The 18,226-nt window shown below is 54.1% G+C and carries 15 protein-coding genes and 1 rRNA gene; 7 read left to right on the plus strand and 9 right to left on the minus strand.

Features of this window, described 5'->3' with window-relative positions:
• Positions 1 to 104 precede the first annotated feature (104 nt).
• Both rrf and O146_RS0103045 read left to right on the plus strand, forming a co-directional pair.
• Positions 105 to 223 (plus strand): 5S ribosomal RNA (rrf, locus tag O146_RS0103040).
• Between the two features lie 245 nt (positions 224 to 468).
• A complete protein-coding gene (locus O146_RS0103045) occupies positions 469 to 1,257 on the plus strand; it encodes a sulfite exporter TauE/SafE family protein (protein WP_244266800.1) in 789 nt (262 codons plus the stop codon).
• Between the two features lie 21 nt (positions 1,258 to 1,278).
• Here O146_RS0103045 and O146_RS0103050 read toward each other — a convergent pair whose 3' ends face one another.
• The 3 genes from O146_RS0103050 to O146_RS0103060 form a co-directional block, all read right to left on the minus strand.
• Complete coding sequence (locus tag O146_RS0103050) at positions 1,279 to 1,929, minus strand: DUF3239 domain-containing protein (RefSeq protein WP_027017620.1); 651 nt, start codon at positions 1,927 to 1,929, stop codon at positions 1,279 to 1,281.
• 111 nt (positions 1,930 to 2,040) lie between these two features.
• Positions 2,041 to 3,711, minus strand: a complete 1,671-nt coding sequence (locus tag O146_RS0103055) for a DNA repair helicase XPB (RefSeq protein WP_027017621.1) — start codon at positions 3,709 to 3,711, stop codon at positions 2,041 to 2,043.
• Between the two features lie 397 nt (positions 3,712 to 4,108).
• Positions 4,109 to 6,766 (minus strand): helicase-associated domain-containing protein, encoded by a 2,658-nt coding sequence (locus tag O146_RS0103060; protein ID WP_027017622.1) that lies wholly within the window; start codon positions 6,764 to 6,766, stop codon positions 4,109 to 4,111.
• An 80-nt stretch (positions 6,767 to 6,846) separates the two neighbouring features.
• Here O146_RS0103060 and O146_RS0103065 point away from each other — a divergent pair, with 80 nt between their 5' ends.
• Positions 6,847 to 7,029: a hypothetical protein gene (locus O146_RS0103065; protein WP_021352193.1), complete on the plus strand. Its 183-nt coding sequence runs from the start codon at positions 6,847 to 6,849 to the stop codon at positions 7,027 to 7,029.
• 180 nt (positions 7,030 to 7,209) lie between these two features.
• Here the strand turns inward: O146_RS0103065 and O146_RS0103070 are convergent, their stop codons facing one another.
• Positions 7,210 to 7,881, minus strand: a complete 672-nt coding sequence (locus O146_RS0103070) for a resuscitation-promoting factor Rpf1 domain-containing protein (RefSeq protein WP_023019807.1) — start codon at positions 7,879 to 7,881, stop codon at positions 7,210 to 7,212.
• Positions 7,882 to 8,394: 513 nt separating this feature from the next.
• Between O146_RS0103070 and O146_RS0103075 the strand changes: the two genes are divergently transcribed.
• Positions 8,395 to 8,778, plus strand: a complete 384-nt coding sequence (locus O146_RS0103075; protein WP_023019806.1) for a cold-shock protein — start codon at positions 8,395 to 8,397, stop codon at positions 8,776 to 8,778.
• A 13-nt stretch (positions 8,779 to 8,791) separates the two neighbouring features.
• Here the strand turns inward: O146_RS0103075 and O146_RS0103080 are convergent, their stop codons facing one another.
• Positions 8,792 to 9,331: a DUF2771 domain-containing protein gene (locus tag O146_RS0103080; RefSeq protein WP_021352190.1), complete on the minus strand. Its 540-nt coding sequence runs from the start codon at positions 9,329 to 9,331 to the stop codon at positions 8,792 to 8,794.
• Between the two features lie 16 nt (positions 9,332 to 9,347).
• On the minus strand, positions 9,348 to 10,322 hold the full coding sequence (locus O146_RS10915; protein ID WP_081703748.1) for a glutaminyl-peptide cyclotransferase: 975 nt from the start codon (positions 10,320 to 10,322) through the stop codon (positions 9,348 to 9,350).
• A 122-nt stretch (positions 10,323 to 10,444) separates the two neighbouring features.
• Between O146_RS10915 and O146_RS0103090 the strand changes: the two genes are divergently transcribed.
• Together O146_RS0103090 and O146_RS0103095 are read left to right on the plus strand one after the other, a co-directional pair.
• Positions 10,445 to 11,923 carry an NCS2 family permease gene (locus O146_RS0103090; protein WP_027017623.1) on the plus strand — a complete coding sequence of 493 codons (1,479 nt, stop codon included), beginning with the start codon at positions 10,445 to 10,447 and terminating at the stop codon, positions 11,921 to 11,923.
• 48 nt (positions 11,924 to 11,971) lie between these two features.
• On the plus strand, positions 11,972 to 12,907 hold the full coding sequence (locus tag O146_RS0103095) for a TrmH family RNA methyltransferase (protein ID WP_027017624.1): 936 nt from the start codon (positions 11,972 to 11,974) through the stop codon (positions 12,905 to 12,907).
• Positions 12,908 to 12,921: 14 nt separating this feature from the next.
• Here O146_RS0103095 and O146_RS0103100 read toward each other — a convergent pair whose 3' ends face one another.
• Genes O146_RS0103100 through serC form a run of 3 tightly spaced genes read right to left on the minus strand, consistent with a single transcriptional unit; the run spans position 12,922 to position 16,527 of the window.
• The gene (locus O146_RS0103100) at positions 12,922 to 13,887 is read right to left on the minus strand and encodes a DUF6928 family protein (RefSeq protein WP_027017625.1); all 966 of its coding nucleotides are present in this window, start codon (positions 13,885 to 13,887) and stop codon (positions 12,922 to 12,924) included.
• A 48-nt stretch (positions 13,888 to 13,935) separates the two neighbouring features.
• Positions 13,936 to 15,357: a septation protein SepH gene (gene sepH / locus O146_RS12120; protein ID WP_051619228.1), complete on the minus strand. Its 1,422-nt coding sequence runs from the start codon at positions 15,355 to 15,357 to the stop codon at positions 13,936 to 13,938.
• Between the two features lie 36 nt (positions 15,358 to 15,393).
• Positions 15,394 to 16,527 carry a phosphoserine transaminase gene (gene serC, locus O146_RS0103110; protein ID WP_023019800.1) on the minus strand — a complete coding sequence of 378 codons (1,134 nt, stop codon included), beginning with the start codon at positions 16,525 to 16,527 and terminating at the stop codon, positions 15,394 to 15,396.
• Positions 16,528 to 16,799: 272 nt separating this feature from the next.
• Here serC and O146_RS0103115 point away from each other — a divergent pair, with 272 nt between their 5' ends.
• The gene (locus O146_RS0103115; protein ID WP_024272653.1) at positions 16,800 to 18,095 is read left to right on the plus strand and encodes a citrate synthase; all 1,296 of its coding nucleotides are present in this window, start codon (positions 16,800 to 16,802) and stop codon (positions 18,093 to 18,095) included.
• The last annotated feature ends 131 nt before the right edge of the window (positions 18,096 to 18,226 follow it).

Here is an 18,226-nt window from a genome sequence, read left to right on the forward strand (position 1 = left end):
AATTTTTGTTGTGCTTTGCGTCCACTATGCAGTGTTTGACACACCACGCCGTGTTTGTGTGGTTGACGGGCACATGTTTGTTTGTGTGTTGTCTGGTTGGTTGTGTCGGTGGTTGATAGCGGCAGGGAAACGCCCGGTCCCATTCCGAACCCGGAAGCTAAGCCTGCGTCGCGCTGATGGTACTGCACTCGGGAGGGTGTGGGAGAGTAGGTTGCTGCCGACACTATATAATTTCATGTTTGGTTGTTTGTTTGGCCCGTGGTTGGGTGCATCGTTGTGGTGCATTCAACCACGGGCCACAAACATATCCACACCCAATTTGTTGAAGATATATTTCGCGGTGTGCTAGCTGAGTTGCTGTATGTCTCTAGAGTCTGTATCAGGTATTCTCAAACAAACCACAGACTATAACAGCTCTCACAACTAGGAGTTACCGTGGACCCACTATCTGGAATTCTTCTGCTTGTCATGGGCGTACTCGCAGGCATCATTAATTCTGCTGTTGGATCCGGTTCGCTCCTTACCCTCCCCGTATTGCTCGCGTTAGGAATTCCACCCGGAGTAGCAGTTCGCACCAACACTATTGGAATGATGTTTGCATCCTTCGGGACGGTATATGGATTTCGCCGTGAGATTGCGCGTGAATTCCCTTACCTAGCACCGATGATCATCGCGACTGTGCTCTTTTCCGCCATTGGCTCGTTGCTGCTCTTAGGTGCTTCTGCGCGAGCCCTCGACTTTGTGATTCCAATTTTAATTATCTTTGCGCTAATCCTAGTCATATTCCAACCGCACATCGTACGGGGTCTTTCCCAGTGGAAAAACAGATCCAGCCATAGCAGTCGCCAAAACACAAACATTCCGCCACTGTACGAACCCATAGGTACGCAGTACCGCAAACCCGCCCTAATAGCCCCCATGGGTTTAGCAGCGATGTATGGCGGTTTCTTCACAGCCGCGCAAGGCATCATCTACATGGCGATCTTAGGTGTTGGCACCGGACGCTCCTTTAAAGACGTAAATCCAGCGAAAAATCTGCTATCGATGATCGTCAATGTCACCGCAGCCTTAGTTTATTTCGGAGCTTTTGTATTTTTCGGCGCTGACGTTCTTTGGTTTGGTGTATTGATTCTGGCGATTGGCGGCTTAGCCGGTGGGGTACTTGGGGCACGGATCGCTAAGAAAGTTTCTAATCGCGTTCTCAAAGGCGTTATCGTGCTTGTGGCCGTTGTCGCGTTGGTACGTCAGTTTATTTAGGTTCTTGACCGTTGCGCCCGCTTAATCCAGGTGCAATAAATCCATCCGCGTTTTCTGCACGTCTTCTAGCCTCTCGATATTTTTTTGCAGTTTTGCCCATTGTTCATGCGGGATTGAGGTTCTCGCGACACGTATCACCTCCGGGTCCGGTGTGCCCCAAGCAATAGGCATCGGGCTAATCTGTGCCCAAGTATCCGGACCTGAAGAATTACGCTGCAAACGCCCCGTGACTGCTGCGACCGGAATCTGCGCGCCCTTCTTTTTGTGCTCCAGACCGGGAATATTGGAGACCGTCCGTAGCGCCAGAGCGGGGCGTGGTTCCGCATTCGGATCGGTGGCTGAATTCACCAGCGCCATGATCACCATGTCTCTCTCATTGACTTTTGCGATTACCGCCGGTGCTAATGGGTAACGGTCATACAGCTGCTGTGCTGTGCCTACCTTTCTCGAGCCTGCGACGCCGACTATCGCCATCATTATGCCGAATAAGCCTAAACCGAGCCCCACAGTAATGCTCCATATAGGTTGCACGAATACCGCAACGAGGATTCCAGCGATGAGCAGTATTCCGCCGAGCAACAACCCAGATACCAATAGCCGCCGCGAATCCCGCAACATTTCGTTATGCTGTTTCGCGAAAGCCTCGTCGACGTCGAATTTGAATACCTTCATTTTCATGGCTTACTCCTTAAAATAATCGTCTTTGGAGGACGGACTGGCTTGTGCCGTCAGGTGTGCGGAGGGGTAAATAAATTTATAGCTGCAGTTGGGCTAGAAACTGCCTTAATCTTCCAGCATTCCTAAGCTTGGAATGTCGTCTGCGTCGACTAACCTGTAGGCATAGCCCTGTTCAGCTAAGAATCGCTGCCGGTGCAGCGCGAAAGTTGCATCGACAGTATCTCGGGTGACCACCGTGTAAAAATATGCAATTTCGCCGGTAGATTTCGGCCGCAACAACCTGCCTAGCCGTTGGGCTTCCTCTTGCCGGGAACCAAACGTACCCGACACCTGGACAACGACGGCGGTGTCCGGCAGATCGATTGAAAAATTCGCTACCTTTGATACCACCAAGGTTGTAATTTCACCCGTGCGGAATTGCGCAAATAGTTTTTCTCGTTTAGCCGCAGACGTTCGCCCATCAACGAGTGGGGCTCCGGTGCGTCGAGCGAGGGTTTGTAATTGATCAAGGTATGCACCAATCAATAAAGTCTGCTTGCCGGAATGTTTGTTGAGGATCTTGTCGACGACCTCGAGTTTTACCTGCGAGCAAGCTGCCAGGCGGTAGCGGTCTTTCGACGAGGCAGTCGCATACTCCATTTTTTCGCTACTCGGCATATCCGCGCGGACTTCGATGCACTCTGCGGTGGCAATAAAACCCTGTGATTCTAATTCTTTCCACGGGGCGTCGTACCGCTTGGGTCCGATTAATGAGAAGACATCGCCTTCGCGGCCGTCCTCCCGGATTAAGGTTGCTGTTAGTCCTAAACGCCGCCTTGATTGTAGGTCCGCAGACATTCGGAATACCGGTGCTGGTAGCAGATGTACTTCGTCATAGATGATTAATCCCCAATCCCGCGAATCAAATAACTCTAGTGCACGATATTCGCCCTTCGTCTTGCGGGTGACCACCTGATACGTGGCGATAGTAACCGGCTTGATTTCCTTCTTTTCGCCTGAATACTCGCCGATTTCTGCGGGCTGCAGGCTGGTACGCCGGATAAGCTCATCGCGCCACTGGCGCCCAGCGATCGTGCTGGTTACTAGAATTAAAGTCGTCGCCTGGGCTTTCGCCATTGTTGCCGCGCCTACCATCGTTTTCCCTGCGCCACATGGCAGTACCACTATGCCTGATCCGCCTTCCCAGAATGATTCGGTGGCGTAACTCTGGTAATCACGCAGTTGCCAGTCGACGGTTTCTGTGGATAAAGAAATTGGGTGTGCTTCGCCGTCCACGTAACCCGCAAGATCCTCGACGGGCCAGCCGACTTTCAGTAATTCTTGTTTGAGCCGTCCACGCTCTGAAGGTGGGACTGAAAACGTGTCATCATCAATGCGCGCTCCGAGCATTCCGGCAATGGTGCGGTGCCGGGAGACCTCTTCGAGTACGGTTCGCTCGGTGGTTTCTAGAATGAGCCCCTGGGTGGGGTGATTTTGTAGCCGTAAGCGACCATAGCGCGACATCGTTTCAGCGGTATCAACCAGCAGTGATTGCGGAACCGGAAATTTTGAGTAAGTTTCCAGCACATCGACTACCTGCTCAGCATCAAAGCCGGCGGCACGCGCATTCCACAAAGCCAAGGGGGTAATTCGGTAGGTATGTACATGTTCGGGAGCTTTCTCTAATTCCGCAAAAGGCGAGAGCGCAGCCCGTGCGGCATCTGCTTGCGGGTGGGAAATTTCAAGCAAACAAGTTTTATCTGATTGCACGATCAACGGGCCATCGCCAAAAGACACGAATGTTGCTCCTTTCTCGAACATACAGTCTTTTCTATGGTACTAGCCTGCGAGAAGTGCTGGGCTGCGGCGGATCAGATGGTTTCTAATAGACCGGCAACTAGCATCACCGTTACGCACGGGTTAATGTGCAACCAAGCCGTAGTAAAAGTTCGATGCGAGTAGCAGTGCATAGTCTGAGGGAGGAAAACAATGCCAGGAGTGTTCGATGCGGTTGTCGAGTGCCAACGCTGCCACCACGTAGGGTTTGCCGATCCAGCACAGGGCTGCGCCGAGTGCGGATATGACAAAGTCTCTATCTTGGTGGCTTAATTTTTCTTGTTCTTCGGGCGCAAGCTCGGTGACTTTAGCAGTGCTGTTCTGGAGCTTAGTCCGTGAGCAGTTATTCCGGAACCAACTAGTCCGAGCTAGCGATATCGACGATCCGGTGTAACGGGATCCGTCGCACGGCCCCGTCCTCGGCGACGCTGATATCGACGTTGCCGCCAAAAATTGACAATACAGTGGCTCGGACTTGTTGACGCTGTCCGGATTTATTGGCGTAGCCAACCGTGACAGTTCGGCCGCTGCGTTGAGCAAACTCCACCGTATTGCTGATTTCCGCGGTCGAAGTGGTAGACATCGGGCTCATCGGTGTTGGTGCCACCGGCTCTTCTGTGGGTGATGTGCTTGATTCCGTTGATCCTTGGAGGGATTTCGAAGAAGCGGACGTGGTTTCGTCGGCGGAAGAAGTTGCAGAAGCACCACCGTCTCCTGTCCGCAGCTTGTCGACGAGACTAGCAATCCGTGTAGCATCCGCGCGTGGAGCCGATGCCGTCTTAATGCGTGGCTGTGGCACCCGAGCGGGGCTGTTCCGGATGTCGACTCCATGTCCGTTGCTGTCCTCTGCTATCGCGTAAAAACTGTGCTCTGATAGCAGCTGCACGACTGATGCCACTGGTCTTTGTGAAATCAGCACGGTAGGAGCAATGCGATGGACGGCAATTTCTGCAGCAACCGCGGAATGCTCTAGCAGGTCTAGCGTTTCCGGATCTTCACAGCGTAGGTAAGACACTGCGGGACCAGTGCGTAAACCACCATGATGGCGGGCAAGTTCATGAATCACCGAGATTATGGAATCTGGCACTGTCGTCAAGCTGTGGGCATGCAAAAAATTAATTATTTGTTTGCCAGAGCGCCCCGCATCCAGTCCGCGGCGTATGGATGATTCTGCTATCCGATACAGACTGGCTAAACCTGGCGATTCCAGATCTGCGATCAGTTCCAGTTCAGTGCGCACCGCATTCTCCAGCGGCCCGGGACACATGATCGTGAAATCAGCTTGTACGATGAATTCACTTATCGCCGTCGGGCAGAGCTCGCGGGTTGCAACCACTACCGCATCGTCGGGATCTTTCGTCCCGGAAGTTTTCTGGTCCTGGGGGTCTAGCTGTGCAGCTGAGGGGGCGCTGTTCTCGGCGTAGTCGTCGGCAAGCAGAGCCACCGCGGGGCGACTCAGGCGGCCATTACTGATGGCACCGACCCATTCTGCTTCCCGTAGCAACGGGGTGAGGTGTACCTGGGAGTGCGGGGTGATCAACTTGGGGTAGAGAAATAGTAGATCCTGCCACAGTTCCGGTTCGCTCACGGATCCCTGGGCACTGCTGCGTACAAGGCCTTGTAAAACAAGTCGACGAGAAAACGCTAGGCGATGTTGACTAAATTCCGGGTGCAACAGCCTATGATGGCCGTCTGCACGGGATGATTGCGCGGTTGTGCTGCTGGTATCCGGTAGTAAACCCCACCATGCCCAAGGTGAGTTGATCCACCCGCGCAACAACATTGCCCATCTGGTTGCTAAATCAGATTCCTGCCAGTCATCGGCGCGGCGGGTGGGGGCTAAGTAATTGCCTTCACCTGCGGTAGGCAATGGTTTCGGCTCTCCCGTGCCGAGCAATCCGGCGCTGTAGGCGAGCGCGACCGCACGATAGACATTGGCGGTCGTGAAGTCTAGCTGCTGCGCAAGCAGTTTGCTGCTGCGTTGCCCGAGACCACCGTTTTTCAGCATGGGTACTGGGCTTGTGCCCAAGTACTCAAGCAAGCTGGAGACTGCCCGGCAAGCTTCCAATCCGGCTGCGGTGGCGCTGGAATCTGTGCTGTCCCGTGCGGACTCGGAGAAATTTGGCTTGGGTCCGGAAAGATAATGCGCAAGACAAGCAGCGTCGTCATCCCATAAGCGGGAAGAGATTCGTGAGGAAGGCAACAACTGCAGATCGGTGGCTGGCAAACCGCTGAGGATCCGATTCACTGTGAGTGGTAGTGAGACGGTGGAGTCGGCGACCACGCGGAGTACTCCGGCACTGATCATTTGCGTGATCGGGTGTTCCGGATCGGTGCTTTGCGCGTGCTTCGTGGTACCGAGACCGCCACCAGCGTGGATGCGACGCAGGATTTCTTGATGTTTCACAGGTAGCTTGTCGACGACGTCGCTGGGCAACGATGGCTGGTGCAATAAACGATCACGCTGGTTTAACAGCGTGTTTATGCGTGCGGGCACCCATAGTTGCTGCGTTGTGCCATCTGTATCTGCGGCAGAGCTGTTCTTTGCCACCGGATAGGGAAATACCAGCGCGCGGTCGTGCAAGTGCAGTAATACTTGTGAGAGTAGGTCGGGACCTGTGTCTTCGCTGTTCTGGGCGGGCTTGTCGACGCCAGCGCTGCTGCGTGTATCGGGAGCAGAAGCGTCGGCAAGCGATAGCTGTTTCTGGTGGGCATGGCGTAGCTGGGTGTCTGCTAGCTCCGCGACTAACTTCGTGTGCGTTACCGGTTTCGTATGTGCCCCGGCTGCTAGGAGCGCTTCGATGACCGCTAGCTCAATGGAGTTACACTGCTCGAGTGCTCGCGCTAACGATGCCGGGAGTAGTAGCCTGTGGGCTAGTGTGTGCAGATCGTTTGGCTGCGGTATCGCGGTATCGGAGCGGGCTTGTAAAACTTTGGTGAGCTGGGATTTTGTCCGGGTGCGTAGCCATTGTTCGATAAGTGGCGCAGGCGAGTGAGTGATTGGGTGATCAGCCATAGTACTGCTAGATTTTACTCCGCTAAGTGCTGCGGGGGTCCCGCTTACTTTTTGCGGGAATTTTTGGCACAATGAGGTTTATGGCAAACGTAGAAAAAATCAACCCCGCATGGCCGACTCACCTGGAAGACGGTGATCACCCGGTCACTGAGTTACATTCGAAATTGACCGGCGCTTCCAGCCCATTCGGCGATGATCTGGTGCTGCCGATTCCTGCCGAAAAGTTGAACTACGTGCACCCGTATACGCGCATTAACAAATAATTAGTCAGCACGGTTCGCGCCTACATTGTGTGCTCGCAGCTGTGCCAGTTTATAGATGAAGACCGTCAGTCCTAACTTCGCTAGGACTGACGGTCTTCATCTATCGCTGTCGTTATGGCGTAGGCCAAGCAGCCAAATGGCGGCTGTGGCCAAATCTTCGCGTTTTTTTTGGGGGGGGGGCTAGCGCAGGTTCAGGATGGAATCGATGGCTCCGGCGTTAGCTTGGTAGAAAGACTCCAGGCTTGGGGCGCCAGCGATAGCGCCTTTAGCCTGTGCTAATGCGTGTTGGTAAGCGTCTGCAATTGGTGCAGGAATTGCCAAGCCGTAGTTGGCCAAAGCGGCTTCGATGCGCTGGTAGAGGTCATCGATAGCTTGGAATTCATTGCCCCCAGTTGGGGCAGCGGCTGCGCGCTGGCCAGCGTACTGTGCCGGCTGAGCTGGTGCCGGTGCAGGAGCTGCCGCAGCACCGTTTGGTGCGCGGTCCAAGTTAGGAGCAGAGTTCAGACCGAGCTTGGCTGAGCACGCTGGCCATGCTCCCCAGCCTTGTCCAGCCAAGGTGCGCTCTGCGACCCAGATTTGCTGGGATTTTGTGGCCTGGTGCGCAGCGGGGGCGAACTGTCCACCGCCGAATGCGTGCCAGGTGGAATTGGTGAACTGCAGGCCACCGGAGAAACCGTTTCCTGTGTTGATGGACCAGTTGCCGTTGGCCTCACACTCGGCCAAACGATCCCAGTCTGAGATTGGGGCAGCGTTGGCGGCTGGGCTGAACAGTGCAGCGGAAGCGCCAACTGCGGCGGTGGCTGCTGCAAGTTTGGTCATGCGCTTGTTCTTTACGTTGCTATGGCGTCCCATTGGATTTCTCCTTGTGCCGCATACTAAACCCGGGTGTAACGATTGTTGCACTGATCATACCGGTCGTGTCGCGCCCTGTTCGGGTTTGTAGTGCGGTCTTGTTTGTGGCAGGTGCGCGATGGTGACCGTGTGCCTGCTTAGAAAGCCTAGCGATTTATAACGAATGTGTCACGCTTTGGCGCAAATATGGACACGAGATCGTGAAACATGTGGTGAAAGTTAATTGAATCGCCTGAAAGCTGCAGGTAATGAATGTGTGTGAAGTATCCCATAGTGTTTTGCTGCTTGGGTGCCCTTGCAGGTTGTCTTTGACGGCTTGTCGTTATCACAGACCTGTAACCTGCGGGCAAGATCACCTTGGCAAAAGGTTGGTGGGCTAAAAGCATGCCGGATATAATGGAGCCTTTACGCTCACTAGCTGGCGCATGGAGAAATTTTAGAACCTGAACATGCAGGCGGCGTGAACGCGCAACAACGGTAAACAACACAACAACTGTGAAGGTGGTGACGATCGTGCCGATCGGAAAAGTGAAATGGTACGACGCAAAAAAGGGGTTCGGGTTTGCTTCTAACCCAGGTGAAGACGATGTTTTCGTCGGCAAGAACGTGCTTCCTAATGGCGTCGATGAACTTCTGCCAGGGCAGCGCATTGAATTCGACTTCGCAGCCGGCCGGAGGGGGCCACAAGCGCTCCGCGTAAAAGTACTCGACAATCCACGGCGCAAAGCTGGTATCGCTCGCAAACCGGAAGAACTACACTCGCTGGTTTCTGATGTCATGACGGTGCTGGAAAGCCAGGTGCAGCCGGCTTTGGAAGATGGCCGCTACCCCGACCGCAAGACTGGGCGTCAGGTTTCGGAGATCTTGCGTGCTATTGCAAAGGATCTGGACGCTTAACAGCCCCCACAGCCTACTGCTCCGGTGCTGGTTTTTGTGCTGCTTCTTCATCCAGCGTGGAGATTGACCAGACAACCGAATATGGGGTCTCTTCGCCGGCATCATCGGTGCCAACTAGAACCGTAGAAATTTCCACGACGAGTAGGCGGGCGTCTTCGGACGTGCCGGGAATTTCTACGGAATCGGTGTCATAGGCGCCGTGAAAAATTTGATCGTTGGCGGTGGGGTCATCGTAGATGCGCAGTACCCGCCAGTCCGAGCTATAAACTTCCTCCGGAATGTCGATGTGCAGGGTTTCATTTGCGTCGACAAGCAGCTCGTCGACCTGCCCCTCTGGGCATTCTTCACCTAATTCGCAGACCAGATACGGGCTAATTTCAGCCTCACGATCACCGACGCTGGCATGGAGCGTGATCTCATGCGGATCTGCGCTTGGTCGGTTCTTCCACCAATTTTGGAAAACTAACGCAGCAACCGCGACCACCACGACCGCGACGATGAGTACCAACACCTGGATCAGCGATTTTCGCTTCGCTTCTTTACGGGTAGCCATGCCCCAAGTTTACTTTTCACTGGTGTGGGTTTTGTGCAACGGGCACAAACTCAACCTCATATAAATCCGGCCACCGCTTACCAGCCAGAAAGAAATGGCTACTCTTTTCGTGGAAAGCAATTCCGTTGAGTACGTGATTAGGGTCTGGGGCTGCATTGTTGTCTAGCTCGGAAGCATCAATCACCGCATCAACTTCGCCTGTATCCGCCGAAAACCGAATGATCTCATCAGACAAAAATATATTCGCGTAGACGGAATCACCTACGCATTCCAACTCATTAATCTTGCCGACGGGAACACCACCGGCAGTTACACGTAACTCTCTTCCGATCAGCGGTTCAAAAGTTTCCGGATCCCGCTTGGTAATGGTATCCGAGCCATCGGAAACCAGTAGCTCTCCTTCGCGGGCACAGATGCCCCAGCCCTCGCCGTCATATTGGGCGCGTCCAATTTCTTGCAAAGTTTGTGGATCGCGCTGAATTGCCTCACCAGCCTGCCAGGTTAACTGCCAAATAGAATTTCCACTGTGAGTAGTAGTTATGCCCTCGCCGAAAAATTCGTCGGCAAGCTCAGCTTGTTCGGTGATCTCATGTGAGGCTAAGTCGGCACGATAAATACGCGATTGCCCCCATTGTCCGGTGCCTACTAATAAGGAACCGTTGTCGTCGAATTCTAAACCTTGTGTAAAGGATTCGGTGGAAAATGGGTAGACGGCAAAGACTTGGGGGACCAAACGCTCTATCGAGCTAGCAGCTAGTGAATCTTGGAGAATTGACTCCTGGGACGGCTGGTTTGCAGTCGTCACCGCGGGGGATGTCTCTCCAGAGGTTTTCTTGGTTTGGTTTCTAGGGCTGTCATCGGAGGTACTGCAGCTTGCTGCCAACATGATTGCAGTAATGCTTAGTGCCACCGCGGAGCGTCGGTGCCGTGAAAATATTTTCCGGTGCTGACCACGCTGGGCGTCAGCTGTAAATATCGTAAGGGGACCCATGTCGTTTATTGTGCCGTATGTGGTTCATAATGGGGGACATGACAAGACCGCCTTCACAACCAGCGCACTCTGCTACAGGTCAGAACGCAGATACTGCAGCAGGTAAGAACCAGCACAACGCGATGGGGCAATCCACAGCCAATACAGCTAATACGCAGACTGAGCGTGGGTTCCTGGATCGCTATTTCCACATCAGCGAACGTGGCTCCACGGTCCCAGGCGAAATTCGCGCCGGGGTCGTGACCTTCTTCGCGATGGCCTACATCATTATTTTGAATCCACTGATTTTGGGGACTACCGAAGATGTGGAGGGCAATGTCCTCGGCATTCCACAGGTAGCTGCAGTTACCGCATTGGCCGCGGGTGTGATGACGATCCTGTTCGGTATCATTGCGAAGTATCCGTTCGGGTTCGCCGCGGGGCTAGGCATCAACACTTTGGTTGCCGTCACCCTGGTGATGGGAGAAGGTCTCACCTGGCCACAAGCAATGGGCTTAGTGGTTATCGACGGAATCATCATTGTTATTTTGGCGGTTACAGGCTTCCGCGAAGCCGTATTCCATGCCATTCCCGCTGCTATGAAATCGGCAATTGGTGTGGGCATTGGTTTGTTTATCACCATGATCGGCATGGTGGATGCCGGTTTCGTGCGCCGTATTCCGGATGCTGCTGGCACCACCGTTCCGGTACAGCTCGGCATTGACGGGTCCATCGCTAGTTGGCCCACCTTAGTTTTCATCATTGGTCTGCTGATCTGTGGCTTTATGATGGTCCGCGGAATTCGTGGTGGCTTGTTTATCGGCATCGTCGCCACCACCGTTATTGCCGTGATCGTTGAGGCCATCGCTGAAGCGGGGCCATCGGTGGATGATGCAGGAGAGTCGCACCCCACTGGCTGGAATCTTGCGGTCCCTGCCGTCCCGGATTCGTTGGGTGGTATGCCTGATTTATCTTTGGTGGGCGCTATTGATCTAGTCGGAGCGTTTACGGAAGTAGGCGCGCTGGCCGCTACGCTGCTGGTATTCGCCCTAGTGTTGGCAAATTTCTTCGATGCAATGGGAACCATGACTGCACTGGGCAAACAAGGCAAACTCGTTGATGATGCAGGTAACCTGCCGAATCTGAAAAAGGCTTTGGTAGTTGAAGGCTTTGGTGCTGTGCTTGGTGGCGCGACTTCGTCGTCGTCGAATACGGTTTATGCTGATTCTGCCGCCGGTGTTGCTGATGGTGCGCGTACTGGCTTGGCTAATGTTGTCACCGGTTTGCTGTTTTTGGCCGCGATGTTTTTGACTCCGCTGTATGAGATTGTGCCAATGGAGGCTGCTGCGCCAGTCCTCGTCGTCGTTGGTGTGTTGATGATGGGGCAGGTGAAGGACATTGATTGGGACAAATTCCATATTGCGCTGCCTTCGTTCTTGACGATCCTCGTGATGCCATTTACGTATTCCATTGTCAACGGCATCGGTGTTGGTGTCATAGCCTTTACGATGATGAGCTTATTTGCAGGTAAAGCGCAGAAAACTCACTGGATCATGTGGCTGCTGTCCGGGCTATTTGTGGTCTTTTTTGCAATCGAACCATTGCGCGCCATCGTCGGCTAGCGCTTAATACGAACCCTGCAGGACGCTGTTGCGAGGTACCATCTGTTTATGTTGGAACCCCAAGTCCCGCAGGTGATAACGCTTGCCGACGCGCAAGTAGACGATCCTCGTTTAGCTGACATCCGCCAGCTCAACCATCCGCGCCTGCGCCCGGACCGCCAGCCCCGGTTGGAGATTGATTCATCTGGCGACTATATTCCGGCATCCCGGCCGTCGGTAATTCTTGCCGACGGCGCGCTCCCAATTGCTCGGATGTGCGGCACCGATTCAGCGGTGACCCCGGCCGCTGTTTTCGGGCGTGCCGAAAAACTACAGAAATTCGCCACTGATTATCCGGAGCAGTGGAGCAGAATTGCGCAGATAGGCATTCCGGTTTATGAATTACCGGCAGTATTACTGCGCGATGTTGTTGGCTTCGAGCTGCACCGTGGATTGCTGGCAGTTGCGCTGCGACCGGACAGCGTAGAACTGGGCACAAAATCGGCAGAAGAGATTCTCGCGCCTGCCCGCACTATCGTGGTGTTAGAAGGCGTTGGCGATCCAGACAATATCGGCGCGATTTATCGCTCTGCTGCCTCATTAGGAGCAGATGCGTTAGTTTTCGGTGCGGGTTGTGGTGACCTCTGGGATCGTCGCGTAATTCGGGTATCCATGGGGCAAGCGCTGCGAGTTCCCAGCGTGCGTATACCAGGCGGTTTCAGTAACTGGCATCATGGTTTAACTGATCTGCGTAATCAAGGGTTTTATGTCACTGCGTTGAGTCCGGGGGCGCAGGCAGTGCAATTACGTGATGCATTAGTGGGACCCAGCGGTAACAGGCGTGAAAAAGTGGCGCTGTTGCTTGGAGCGGAAGGTCCTGGACTGACTCCGCATGCAATGAACGCCGCCGATGCTTGCGCGGTTATTCCGATGGCTGCAGGGGCTGATTCACTTAATGTTGCGGTGACTGCAGCCTGCTGTCTCTACGAGCGCTGGCGCGGTTAACTATGGTTTTTGAATCAGGAATCGCGGTCGAGGTGGCGCAATTGCTCCCGGAGCTTAGCCCAACCGGTCTGTGTTTGCTTTGCCGCAGCTCTCGTTAGCTTGCCGACGATGCGCGCGGTGGTTGTCGCACCAGTCATAAATGTGCCGGTGATGGAAGACTGCGCATTTTGTGCTGCGTGATCTTCGTAGTCATCGTAGTTCTGCGTGCTCGAGCTTTCTGCGCCAGCGGTAGATCCTTCGTTTTTGCGAACACTCGGTTTTGTAGCAGATAGGGAGTGTGCGCCTCCGTGATGGCCTCGGGCAAATTTTGGTTCTGGGCGACCGTCCAATGCGAATCCGACCACGTCAATATCTGGCCCTTCGGAAGAAAAGTCCACACCCAGCCAGGCCTTGTGTGCGTCGGCAAGTAAATCTTCTGGGGCAAAAGGCAAGGCGATGCCGCCTAACTGTGGGCTGCGCTGTCCAGCCCACAGGGGCGCTTCGAAGCCGTCAGGCAGGCCTTCGTTTTCGAAAGTTGCGTAACGGGTGGCAGTGAGACTGCGGTAGAGCTCGCCGTCGTGCCAGTGTGCGATGCCACCGAAACCGGTTTCGCTGTTAAAAGCAAACGCGTAGATGTCGGAAGCTGGTAAGGAAGCGCGCAGCTGGGGGGATAACTGAGACAGCTGTAATGCGTCATCAATGATCGTTTGCACTACCGTGATTCCGGGGTAGGCACCGATATAAAATTCCTCGGCAGATACTTGTGCTGAACGGTTCAGCGGAAATTGTCCAAGCAGCGTAATCGGTGCAGATGGATACATCTGCGCGAGGTACTTTCTGCCAAAACCTCGGTCGGCAACGGGGCAATGCGAAAGAATATCCCCAGGTTGCTCCGCGGTATCGAGAAACCAAATGGTGACGACGGCGGAGCGGTCTTCCGGTTGCGAACCATCAGAAAGAGGATCCGGAGTGCCTGGATGGCGGGGCTCATACTGTGTCATTGGGGGTCACCTTCGGTGCAAAAGTTAATGAGTCAACGCTGAGCGTGATTAGCGGCGTGGTCGTTTGGTGTTGGCACGTACGCCGAGCAACACATCTTCCCAATGCGGGGTTGTTGCTTTGCGACGGCGTTTTTTCGGCGTGTCTGTTTCAGGATGTTGCAAGAATTCCTCGCCCTCTGTTTCTTTGGTCTCTTTAGCAGAGGTAGCGCGTTTGGAATCTTCACGGGGCTTATCGGTGGTATCAGTGACGACGGGAATGTCGTCGCGGGTGTCTTTGTTGTCCTCGTCGTCTGCCGAATTTTCCACAGCGTTGCGGGAGGTATCTGCGGTCTGCAGTGGATGTGAGGATCCGCGCTTGCGTTTTTTGTGTGCAGCTAATTCATCGTCCTCGAGAGGATCACCGGAGATGATGCCGTCGAATCCTGCGTTAAAGGCATCGCGGGCATTCTCGTCTACCCGCTGTGTACGCGTTAAGGAAGTCACTGAACGCACCGGTTGGATAAAGTCCGGGTCCACTAAATCTGCGGCTACAGAGTTGCGGGGTTCGACGGTGTCTGCCGAAGTAGGGTGGCGGTGGAACAACCATTGCGCGGAATTCTGCGATAACCCAGCTGTCCAGGTGACTTCGATTGTCCATGGCTCACCGTTTACGCTTCGGTGCGCGTCCCAGTGGGAGTCTGCCAGCGAATGTCCGCGTGCGGCGAAAGCAGTGGCCAGGACCTCCCACAGGCTAAGACGATCCGGGCCGCCGTCGCGTACTGGGTGGGCTTGTTTGGCGAGTTCTGCGATACGTTCGCGTTCTAGAACTACCGGATGTGCGAAAGGTTCTACGCGGGATATGTCTACGCCCATTTCGTCGGCAAGTTCTTGTGCACTGGCACCGGCACGAATGCGCTGTTGGATTTGATTCGGGCGCATCGACATTGGTTGGTTGCGGGAACGGTCACGGTCGGGCATGCCACTGCCAGCTGAAGAACCAGTGGGAACCACGTGCGGCACTTGCGGCTTCGATTGTCCCTGGCCCGGGGTCGAATTGGCATGTTGCTGGCTTTCGTGGCTGTTTTGTGCGGCAGAATCTTGCTGCTCTGCGGTGTCAGGAACCGCGGTTAGGTTTGCAGCACCAGCGTCGGCACCGGCACCAGCACCGGCGTTGTTGGCAGTATCGTTTTCTGCTGGTGCTGGTTGCTCGTCATTTTGCCCTTGCCCGGTTGTCGTGTTGCGCCCGGTTGTCGCGTTGTCCTGCGAGCGTTCGTTTTGCGCGTTAGAGGCGGTTGGGTCTGTTTGGTCGATAATCGTTACAGAAGAACCAGTGGAATCAGATGCACCAGCAGCTTGCGATTGTGTTTTATGTACGCCTAAAGCACGTAGCAACTCATCGCTGACTGGAAGCTCGAAACTCTGACCAGACTCGTCGCTTAAGTACAAAACAGAGGCACGCGGGTCGTGGCCTTTGAATGCTAACTGGTGCATACCTGACTCCTTAGTGTGCAGTAGCTGCAGAGAATCCTACCGGTTCTCACTACCGTTATCGAGAATATAATCGATAGCGCGGGTGAGGACAGAGATGTCGCCGGGCTCAATTGCCGGGAACATGCCGACGCGCAGTTGGTTTCGTCCAAGTTTGCGGTATGGCTCCACATCCACGATGCCGTTGTTGCGCAAATTTTTTGCCAGTTGTGCTGCGTCAACGGAGTCATCGAAATCGATCGTGCCGACGACGAGAGAGCGGGCATCTTCTTCGCCAACGAACGGGGTGGTTTCTTTTCGCTGGGTTGCCCAGTCATACAGAATTCGCGCAGATTCTTGGGTGCGATTTACCATGCCAGCTAAACCACCGTTGGCGTTCATCCATTTGATCTGTGCATCAAGCATGAGCAGCGTGGCGACAGCCGGTGTGTTGTAGGTTTGGTTTTTCCGTGAATTATCGACAGCTGTCTGCAAGTCCAAAAATGCGGGGATGAAGCGCCCAGATTCTTTGATTTCCTTGATGCGTTCGATCGCGGCGGGGGAGACGATGGCACACCACAGCCCGCCATCGGAAGCGAAACACTTCTGCGGTGAGAAATAGTAGACGTCGGTTTGCGCAATGTCGACAGCGAGACCTCCGGCGCCAGAGGTGGCGTCTACGACGACGAGTGCATCGCTATTTTCCGGCCGGGTTACGGGCACCATTGCGCCGGTAGAGGTTTCGTTATGCGCCCATGCGATGACATCGCAATCTTCCATGTCTTGTGGCTCGGGAGCGCGGCCGGGCTCTTCTTTGATGATGGTGGGCTCATCCAGCCAGGGGGCCAGCTGTGATGCCTTGGCAAACTTCGCGGAAAACTCCCCGAAGCTTAGGTGGCCAGACTTGTTCTTGATCAATCCGTAGGTTGCGGCATCCCAAAAGGCTGTCGCGCCACCAACAGACATGATGACTTCGTATCCTTCTGGGATGTTGAACAGCTTGGCTAACCCTTCGCGGATACTCCCAACCACATTCTTTACCGCCGGTTGTCGGTGAGAAGTGCCGATAATATTGTTGGCTCCGTCGACGACGGCTTGGATCTGGTGTGGCTGAACCTTGGATGGGCCACAGCCGAAGCGTCCATCAGAAGGGATTAAATGCTCGGGCAAAGTGAGTTGGTTCGCAGAATCCATGTCCAACAATGGCCTTTCCTGATAACGACGGCGTATTCAGTCACGTCTAGCAAGATCTAGCGTGCTCTATTCACTATATGCTGTGAAGAACTCAGACGTGGGTAGGGGCTGGAGTTTTGGGCCACTAGAGCGGAAAGAATGTTGATGGCGTCACATAGTTTGGTAGTATGAGTGTCACCAGGATGCGGCTCACATTGACCGTGTCCACCGTAGGTGAGTCGTTTTCCGTATCATCGAACATTGCGATTCAACCAATTAGCGAAAGGTTCATTGTGGCTTCTGACAATAATGACAAGGCTGTACTTCACTACCCTGGTGGTGAGTACGAACTGCCAATCGTTAAAGCAACTGAGGGCAACTCAGGTCTTAGCCTGGGGAAGATGCTCGGCGAAACGGGGTATGTAACTTACGATCCGGGCTATGTATCTACAGGTTCGACTGAATCTAAAATCACCTTTATTGATGGTGATGAAGGAATTTTGCGCCACCGTGGTTACGACATTGCGGACTTGGCTAACAACTGTAGCTTCAATGAAGTTGCTTATCTGCTGATTAAGGGCGAGCTGCCGAATAAAGAGCAACTCGATTCCTGGAATGATGATATTCTGCGCCACACTTTGTTGGATGAGGATTTCAAGGCGCAGTTCAATATCTTCCCGAGGGATGCACACCCAATGGCAGTGTTGGCATCTTCCGTTAACATTCTGTCGACCTATTACCAAAATGAGCTGAACCCACTGGATGAAAAGCAGCTGGACAAGGCTACCATTCGCCTGTTGGCTAAGGTTCCTATGCTGGCCGCATATGCATACCGGGCTTCGCAGGGTAAGCCGTACATGTACCCAGATAACTCTCTGGATCCAGCCTCGAACTTCCTGCGCATGATGTTTGGCTACCCAACCGAGAAGTACGACGTAGACCCAGTCTTGGCTAAGGCGCTGGATAAGCTGCTCATTCTGCACGCTGATCACGAGCAAAACTGTTCTACTTCCACCGTACGTATGGTTGGTTCGGCGCAGGCCAACATGTTTGTTTCGATCGCTGGCGGTATTAACGCTTTGTCTGGCCCATTGCACGGTGGTGCCAACCAGGCCGTTCTGGAGATGTTGGATGACATTCAGAACAACCATGATGGTGATGCAACTGAGTTCATGAACCGCGTGAAGAACAAGGAAAAGGGCGTTCGCCTGATGGGCTTCGGTCACCGCGTGTACAAGAACTACGACCCACGCGCGGCCATCGTCAAAGAATCCGCACATGAGATTCTGGAACACTTGGGCGGCGATCCAATGCTGGATTTGGCTATGAAGCTTGAGGAAATTGCTCTTAACGACGATTACTTCGTTGAGCGTAAGCTGTATCCGAACGTCGACTTCTACACCGGCCTGATTTATCGCGCCATGGGCTTCCCGACGGACTTCTTTACCGTTCTGTTTGCCATGGGTCGTCTGCCGGGATGGATCGCCCAGTACCGTGAACAGTTGACTGAGCAGACGAAGATTAACCGTCCGCGTCAGATTTACACCGGTGAGAGCCGTCGTGACGTCCCATCACTGGATCAGCGCTAAACCTTCTGCGTGTGGCAGGCGCGTCATTCCTGGCTAACGCCTGCTAAACGCCTAGGCTGGATCTAGTTCCGCTAGGTCCAGCTTTTTTGGCTGCCGCTTTCCATCGTTGAAAGGTATCAGCACATCCGCTG

The organism is Corynebacterium pseudodiphtheriticum DSM 44287, assembly GCF_000688415.1.
Classification (GTDB): Bacteria; Actinomycetota; Actinomycetes; order Mycobacteriales; family Mycobacteriaceae; genus Corynebacterium; species Corynebacterium pseudodiphtheriticum.